The sequence below is a fragment of the Roseateles sp. genome, from assembly GCF_036404855.1.
Lineage (GTDB): Bacteria > Pseudomonadota > Gammaproteobacteria > Burkholderiales > Burkholderiaceae_C > Pelomonas.
The window spans coordinates 1-7,350 of sequence record NZ_DASWYS010000303.1; the positions used below are offsets into that span (position 1 = coordinate 1).

Annotated in this window: 8 protein-coding genes and 1 pseudogene; 6 read left to right on the forward strand and 3 right to left on the reverse strand. The window is 69.6% G+C overall.

The features are described from left to right. Positions 1-252, reverse strand: a pseudogene (locus tag VGF12_RS20450) (hypothetical protein); the annotation flags it as partial. A gap of 89 nt (positions 253-341) precedes the next feature. Between VGF12_RS20450 and VGF12_RS20455 the strand changes: the two are divergent. After that, positions 342-527 carry a hypothetical protein gene (locus tag VGF12_RS20455; protein WP_331177894.1) on the forward strand — a complete coding sequence of 62 codons (186 nt, stop codon included), beginning with the start codon at positions 342-344 and terminating at the stop codon, positions 525-527. A gap of 10 nt (positions 528-537) precedes the next feature. Here VGF12_RS20455 and VGF12_RS20460 read toward each other — a convergent pair whose 3' ends face one another. Next, a complete protein-coding gene (locus tag VGF12_RS20460) occupies positions 538-1,188 on the reverse strand; it encodes a response regulator transcription factor (RefSeq protein ID WP_331177895.1) in 651 nt (216 codons plus the stop codon). A 189-nt stretch (positions 1,189-1,377) separates the two neighbouring features. Between VGF12_RS20460 and VGF12_RS20465 the strand changes: the two genes are divergently transcribed. The 4 genes from VGF12_RS20465 to VGF12_RS20480 all read left to right on the forward strand — a co-directional run bounded on the left by VGF12_RS20465 (position 1,378) and on the right by VGF12_RS20480 (position 4,245). Then, on the forward strand, positions 1,378-1,707 hold the full coding sequence (locus VGF12_RS20465) for a BON domain-containing protein (protein WP_331177896.1): 330 nt from the start codon (positions 1,378-1,380) through the stop codon (positions 1,705-1,707). Between the two features lie 157 nt (positions 1,708-1,864). Next, the gene (locus tag VGF12_RS20470) at positions 1,865-2,278 is read left to right on the forward strand and encodes a response regulator transcription factor (protein ID WP_331177897.1); all 414 of its coding nucleotides are present in this window, start codon (positions 1,865-1,867) and stop codon (positions 2,276-2,278) included. A 10-nt stretch (positions 2,279-2,288) separates the two neighbouring features. After that, the gene (locus tag VGF12_RS20475; protein ID WP_331177898.1) at positions 2,289-3,710 is read left to right on the forward strand and encodes a CHASE3 domain-containing protein; all 1,422 of its coding nucleotides are present in this window, start codon (positions 2,289-2,291) and stop codon (positions 3,708-3,710) included. Between the two features lie 115 nt (positions 3,711-3,825). Further along, positions 3,826-4,245: a hypothetical protein gene (locus tag VGF12_RS20480; protein ID WP_331177899.1), complete on the forward strand. Its 420-nt coding sequence runs from the start codon at positions 3,826-3,828 to the stop codon at positions 4,243-4,245. On the opposite strand, the gene VGF12_RS20485 is transcribed toward VGF12_RS20480, so the two are convergent. Continuing rightward, positions 4,242-6,737 carry an EAL domain-containing protein gene (locus tag VGF12_RS20485; protein WP_331177900.1) on the reverse strand — a complete coding sequence of 832 codons (2,496 nt, stop codon included), beginning with the start codon at positions 6,735-6,737 and terminating at the stop codon, positions 4,242-4,244. The genes VGF12_RS20480 and VGF12_RS20485 overlap by 4 nt on opposite strands. A gap of 213 nt (positions 6,738-6,950) precedes the next feature. On the opposite strand from VGF12_RS20485, the gene VGF12_RS20490 reads away from it, so the two are divergent. After that, a partial coding sequence (locus VGF12_RS20490; RefSeq protein WP_331177901.1) for a hypothetical protein occupies positions 6,951-7,350 on the forward strand: 400 nt, incomplete at its 3' end.

The window sequence follows — 7,350 nt, forward strand, 5'->3', positions numbered from 1 at the left end:
GGCGCGCGCCCAGGGTAGCTCGACCCAGACCGCCCGGCAGCCCAGGCGCTGCAGCGCCTGCTCGATCAGCTCGACCTGCAGGCCGGTCACGCGGCCGGCGGGATCGCCCATGGTGTAGGGGGGATCGGGATTCCAGCGCACCCGCATCTCGCAGGCGGCCAGCGGCAGCGCCACGAACGCCAGGCAGGTCAGGGTCAAGCGCAGCAATGACCGGAAGAAGAGCACCCGCGCATTCTGCTGCGAGACGCGCATGTCGGCGGCCTCCGACACGCTACAGCGTTGCAGACTGATATCGGCCACCGCGGGCCGACGCGAAGCTCGACTCACAACCGGAGGCCACCATGACCCACGACGCCACGCTGCCTGCATCCTTGCCCGAACCCCATCAGCATCGGGCCGTCTGGTCGGCGCTGACACGCTGGTGGTCTCCCGCCGCAGCCTCCAACGAGACAGAACTGGGCTACGAGTCGGCTCTGCCCTGGACACTGGGCGACGAGGCCCCGGCGGACACGGGCGAAGCACCTTGAGCGCCCGCTGCTACTGGATCAGGCCGTTCTTCAGCGCGTAGTACGTCAGGTCGCTGTTGGTCTGCAGCTTGAGCTTCTCCAGCACGCGCGTGCGGTAGGTGCTGACAGTCTTCACGCTGAGGAACAGCGCCTCGGCGATGTGCCCGACCGTTTCGCCCTTGGCCAGGCGCAGGAACACCTGGAATTCACGCTCGGACAGCGCCTCGTGCAGCGGCTTGTCCGTTGCGGCACCGGAGACGGAGCCGCCGACGACGCTCTCGGCCAGTTGCTCGGCGACGGCCGGGCTGATGTAGCGCCGGCCCCGCGACACGAGGCGGATGGCGTTGGCGATCTCCTCAGGGTCGCATTCCTTGTTCAGATATCCGCTGGCGCCCTGGCGCAGCAGCGTTGTCGCGTAATGAGCTTCCGGAAAGCCGCTCAGGATGAGCACGGGGAGCTCAGGGAAGCGGGCCTTGATGGCCGCCAGCGCGTCCACGCCACTCTGGTCGGGCATGGAGATGTCCAGCAGCAGCACGTCGACTTCGCCGCCACGCGCCATCTCCAGCGCGTCGTGGCCGCTGGAGCCTTCGCCGGTGACGCGCAGGTCGACATGGTCGGAGAGGTACTGGCGCAGGCCGGTGCGCACGATGGCGTGGTCGTCGACGATACCGATACGGATCATGGTGGGTTGCTTGGTACGGGCAGTGCCGCCAGCGTAGCAGCCCGGTGCGCCGGCCGCGAGAGTGACCGTCCTACATCGGCGCCAGCCGAGTCCGACACGGGGCCGCGCCGCGGGACTATGTCGACGGGTTTTGCCGGGCGCGATAGTGTTTCCAGCGACTCCCGAAGTCGCCCACCACAGGAGATTCAAATGTTCAACAAGTCCATCCTGACCGTCGCCTTTGCCACCGCCCTCACGGCCACACTGGCTACCACCAGCGGCTGTGCCGTCACCCGCAATCAGGAGACCGTGGGCGCCTACGTCGACGACGCGGCGCTGACCACGCGTGTCAAGGCGAAGTTCGCCGCCGACCCCACGGTCAGCGCCATGGCCATCAGCGTCGAGACGCTGAAGGGCACTGTGCAGTTGTCCGGCTTCGCCAAGTCATATGAGGAGAAATCCATGGCCGAGAAGCTGGCACGCGAGACCTCCGGCGTCGTGGGCGTGCGCAACGACATCGCCGTACGGCAAGGCTCCTGAGAGCGCGAAGGGCGCTCCACGCGGACGGCCATGGGCCGCCGTCCCGTGAACGGCCCCTAGGACAAGTCCTACAACGCGATGCGTTGCCGGCACTGCCGGCACCAGGCCGAAGGGGTCCATACTTCGGCCTCATCCCCCCTACCCCAGTCGTCGGGTCATGCCAGCACTCAAAGCCTTCATCGTCGAAGACAGTCCGGTGATCCTTGAGAATCTCATCGCGACGCTGGAGGAGCTGGCCCAGGTGGAGGTGGTCGGCTCGGTCGCCGACGAGGCGGGCGCCGTGCGTTGGATGAAGCGCGATCCCGGCGCCAGTGCCGACTTGTTCATCGTCGATGTTTTCCTGCGCTCCGGCACCGGCCTGGGCGTGCTGCAGGCAGCCCAGCAGCTCGGCGTGCGGGCCCGTCGCGTCGTGCTCACCAACTACGCCACCGAGGAGATGCGCCGCCGCTGCGCCAGCCTGGGCGCGGAGCGCGTCTTCGACAAGAGCCGTGAGCTCGACGATCTCATCAGCTATTGCGCCGAACTGGCCGAACATGCCTCCTCAGCGCGTCCTGCAGCCGCGGCCAGCTGAACGGCTGCGCATGCTGCGTCATCTCGATCCCTGGCTGGAGGGCGCCAGCCGCAATCGCGGTCTGGCCGTCGGCTTTGCCACGCTGGCGGCGGCGGCCGTCATGGGCGTCAGCGAGGCCGCCTACTGGGGGGCCGACGAGGCCTTGCGGGTTTCCCAGGCCCGCCACATCGCACGCAACGACGGCCTGCGCCTGCGCGAGCTGCTGACCGATGCCGAGACCGCCCAGCGCGGGTATCTGCTGACCGGACGCGACGACTACCTGGCGCCCATCCAGCTCGCCGAACGCGAGCTGCCCAGCGTGCTGGCCAGGTTGCGCGGCCAGTACGCCAGCTCCGAGTGGGAGGCGCTCGTGGCCGACGCGAGCCGGCGCGCAAGCGAGAAGCTGTCCGAGCTGCAACTGGTCGTGAAGCTCTACCGCGAGGGGCAGGACACCGCGTGGCAGGGCCTGGTCGAGTCCGACATCGGCCGCGAGAAGATGCAGGCAGTGCGCGACGCCGTAGCTCAGCTGGACCAGCACGAGCTGGTGCAAATCGCCAGCGAACGCGACGCCGTCTTCCGCTCTCTGACCTACGGCCGCATCGGCACGCACGGCCTGACGCTGCTCAGCCTCTTCGGCCTGGCGATCTTCCTGCGTCGCAATGAGGCCCTGCATCGAGCGCGCCGCGAGCACGCCCAGGAACTGGCGCTGGAGCGCGACCGGCTGGACGGCGAAGTGGCGCGCCGTACCGCCGAGCTGACCGAGCTGGCCCACCATCTGCAGACCGTGCGCGAAGACGAGCGCGCCCACCTGGCCCGCGAGCTGCACGACGAGCTGGGCGCGCTGCTGACAGCGGCCAAGCTTGACGTCGCGCGCATTCGCCGCATGACGCGCACGAACGCACCCGAGATCGACGAGCGCCTCAGGCATATGAGCGAGCTGCTGGACCAGGGAATCGCGCTCAAGCGCCGCATCATCGAGGACCTGCGCCCCTCGGCCCTGTCCAACCTCGGTCTCATCCCGGCGCTGGAGATCCTGACGCAGGAGTTCGCCCAGCGCTCCGGCCTACAGCTCAGTCTGGAGCTGGTTGACGTGCCCACCAATGAGGCCGGCCGGCTGGCGCTGTACCGCCTCGTGCAGGAGGCACTCACCAACGTGCTCCGCCACGCCAAGGCCAAGCATGTGCGGGTGTCGCTGAATGAGGCCGACGACTGGCTTCAGCTGCACATCCGCGACGACGGTCAGGGCTTCAACCCCGAGGCCGTGGGCGCCGGCCACCATGGCCTGCTCGGCATGCGCTACCGCATCGAAAGCCTGGGCGGCACGCTGCAGCTGCTGTCCGCCGCGGGCCGCGGCACGCTGGTTCTGGCACGCCTGCCGCGGACTGAACCCGAGCCCGAACCGGAGCCGCCCTCGGTCACCATCCCGGGCGACCTGGGCGGACCGATACGCTGACGTCTCCCCCTTCACGCCGTCCTACAGGCCAAGCCTGCGCAGGCCGACAAGGCGCAGCCTGCACGCCACCCAAACTCGGGTCAGCGCGTCACGGACGCACCCAAGGAGAGGGGCCATGCAATTCCCGAAATCCCTGCATGCCGAAGGCTGGCGGGAGCAGATGCCCGCGCAAAGGCTCCTGCCCGACATCACCGTGGTGTCGCGCGACGCCGATTCGATCTCGCCACCCCTGCAAAGTCGGCAGCGGCCTGCATTGGTTCTCATCGCCGCCGTCTGCGCAGTGGGTGCCAGCGCGGGGCTGAACCTCATCGACGACCCGCGGCCCCTGGACGTGCAGTTGAGCAACGCCATGGTCCACGCCGGAGAGACGCTGAAAGACTGGCAGCACCAACTATCGCGCGGCTTGCAGGTTTCCATGCGCGCCGTGGCGGACGGCAGCGAACACCCGCCCGTCGACACCAAAGTGGTGGCCCAGGCCGCACCCAGCGCACGGCCTGCCGCCGACGACCAACCCGTGAAACCCGGCGAACCCTAGGCCAGCTGGGCCTCCGCCGCCCCGGCCAGCACGTCGGCCAGTGGCTGCGGCCGGTGCAGCAAGAAACCCTGGACCTCGCCCACGCCCAGGCGCACCAGTTCCCGCAGCACTTCCGGCGTCTCCACGCACTCGGCCACCGTCGTCAGGCCCAACGTGCGGGCCGCATCGACGAAGCTGCGCACGGCTACCTGGTCCAGCGGGTCGGTCATCAGAGCACGCACGAACTGACCGTCGATCTTCAGCAGGTCCACCGGCAGCACTTTCAGGTAGCTGAAAGACGACGAGCCGGCGCCAAAGTCGTCCAGCGCGATACGCGCCCCCAGGGCCTGCATCTGCTTGATGAAGCGCGCCGCCTCTTCGAGCTGGGTGATGACGGCCGTCTCGGTGATCTCCAAGCACAGCGCGGCCGCGCGAGCCGGGCCGAGGACGGTCAGCAGCGCCCGCGCCTCGTGATGGTAGGCCGTGTCCTGCAGCGTCAGTGCCGACACGTTGATGCACAGTGACGCGATCGCCGGCACATCGGCACGCTGCAGCAGCTCGACGGCCTGGCGCAGCACCCAGCGATCCAGCCGTGGCGCAAGATGAAAGCGCTCGGCCGCCGGCATGAAGGCACTCGGCATCACACGACTGCCGTCGCGCTCACGCAGACGCAGCAGCAGCTCTCCGCGCAGTCGCCCGTCGTCCTCGCCCTGGGCGGGCAGCACGCGCTGCAGATCCAGCTCGAAGCGGTCCTCGTCCAACGCCTGCTGCAGCCGTGTGGCCCACCGGTGCTCGCTCTGGTGAGCACGCAGCGCGGCATCGTCGGGCGCCCACAGCTGCACGCGATTGCGCCCCTGCTCCTTGGCCGTCATGCAGCATGCATCGGCCTCGCGCAGCGCCGTGTCCGCGTCGGGCCAGCGCGCATCCAGTGGCGCCACGCCGATGCTGGTCCCGATGCGGAACCGCTGCTCGCCGTGCACATAGCGGTACTGGTCCATGGCGTCGCAGAGCTTCTGTGCCACATGCAGGGCTTCGTCCAGCGAACAGTTCTCCAGGATGGCGGCGAACTCGTCGCCGCCCAGGCGAGCCACGGTGTCACGTCCGCGCACACCCGACTCCAGCCGCCGAGCCACCTCGCGCAGCACCTCATCGCCGGCGGCATGGCCGCAGTGGTCGTTGACAAGCTTGAAGCGGTCCAGGTCGAAGGCAAGCAAGGCATGCTGGCTGCCGTCGCGCCGGGCGCGCTCCAGCGTGCGCGTCAGACGCTGGCCGAACTCCACGCGGTTCACGAGGCCGGTCAGGCCATCGTGGCTGGCACGCCAGCGGATCTCGTCGAACTGACGGCGCTGCTGCGTCACGTCTCGAAAGACCAGCACGGCGCCCAGCACACGGCCCTCGGCGTTGCGTATGGGTGCCACCGAGTCGTCCACCGCCCGCAGCCCGCCGTCGCGCCCCAGCAGCACGGCGCCTGCCGGAAGGCGCGCCGGGCGGCCACTCGCAAGGCAACGCTGGACCGCGTCGCCCAGCGGCTCGCGGCTCTCTTCATGCTGGGCCACGAAGACACGGCCAGCCGGCTGGCCCAGCGCATCGGCAGCGGACCAGCCCGTCAGCCGCTGGGCCACGGGATTCAGCCAGGTGACACGCCCCAACGCATCGGTCGTCAGCACCGCGTCGGCGATGGACTGCAGCGTCACCTCCAACAGCTCATGCTGCTCCTCCAGCTGTTGCCGCAGCCGCCGCGCCTCGCTGACATCCCAGCACACGCCCGACAGGCGCAGCGGCCGGCCGGCGGCATCACGCAGCACCCGGCCGGAGCCGCGCAGCACATGGACACTGCCGTCGGGCCAGCAGAACCGCCATTCGCCTTCCAGCTGCGGCCCGCCTCGCAAAGCCTCGCGCACGGCCCGGGCGGCCGCCGCGCGATCCTGCGGGTGCAGGCGCCGGCGCCAGCGCGCCATGCTGACCAGCTGACCGTGCGCCATCTCGCCATGCAGCCGCCACATCGTGTCGTCCCAGGCCACTTGGCCCAAATGCAGGTCCAGTTCCCAGACACCAATGCCGCCGCTGTGCGTGGCCAGATCCAGGCGATCCAGCGTGCGCTCCAGCTCAGCACGCACCTCGGCGGGCTCGCTGACGTCCAGCATGACGACACCCACGCGGCGGCCGGCATCGTCCCCGTCGCGCCGGCCCACGACGCGCAGCACGCGACGCGCGGGCGCATCGCAGGGGAGCTCGACATCCCAGCCCTGTCCCTCGCTCGCAGCACGCTGCAGGGCGGCATCCAACATGGCTGCACCATCGGGACCGAAGCGCTGCAGCAGCGTCGCCAGGGTCGGCACCTGACCGACCGGTAGCCCGAGCAACTCGCAGGCGGAGTCCGACAACGTCAGCTTCTCGGTGTCGGCCTGCCACTCCCACGCGCCGACGCCGGCAAGCCGGCTGCAGCGCTCCAGAAAGCGCGCGTTCTGTGCCAGCGCCAGTTCGGCGGCCGACAGCGCCGTGGATTCGCTCATCAATGCTTGCTCCGTCGACAGGACGGGCAAGCTTCGGACCCAGGGCTGCTCGACAACGTCGGCAGGGCGGGCGCCGACGTGTAGGACAAAGCCGCATGCTGGCGCGCCTTCCGCCTGTCCTACACGGTCGGCGCTGCCGCGCTGACAACGGCGGCGCCTGCCGGCACGTTCCACTGAGGCAGCGGCAGCGCCGCGACCTACCAGGAGAGCACCATGAACACCCACCACAACACCATCACACGTTGGCTCGCCCCCGCCCTCGTCGGCCTGGCCGCAATGGCCACCTTCCCGGCGGCCCGGGCGGCCGATGTCGGCGTCTCGATTGGCTTCAGCCAGCCGGGCTTCTACGGCCGGGTGGACGTGGGCCGGTACCCGACGCCGGTGCTGATCGCGCCGCAGCCGGTCGTCATCGGCCGCCCGGCCTACCGCGCCGAGCCGGTCTACTTGTGGGTGCCGCCACAGGAGCGTCGCGACTGGCGCCACAGCTGCTACCGCTACCGCGCCTGCGGCACGCCGGTGTACTTCGTCGACGACGGCTGGTACCGCCAGAACGTCATCGTCCACCGCGACCGACGTGGGCACGATCACCGCCGCGACGATCGCCGCGACGACC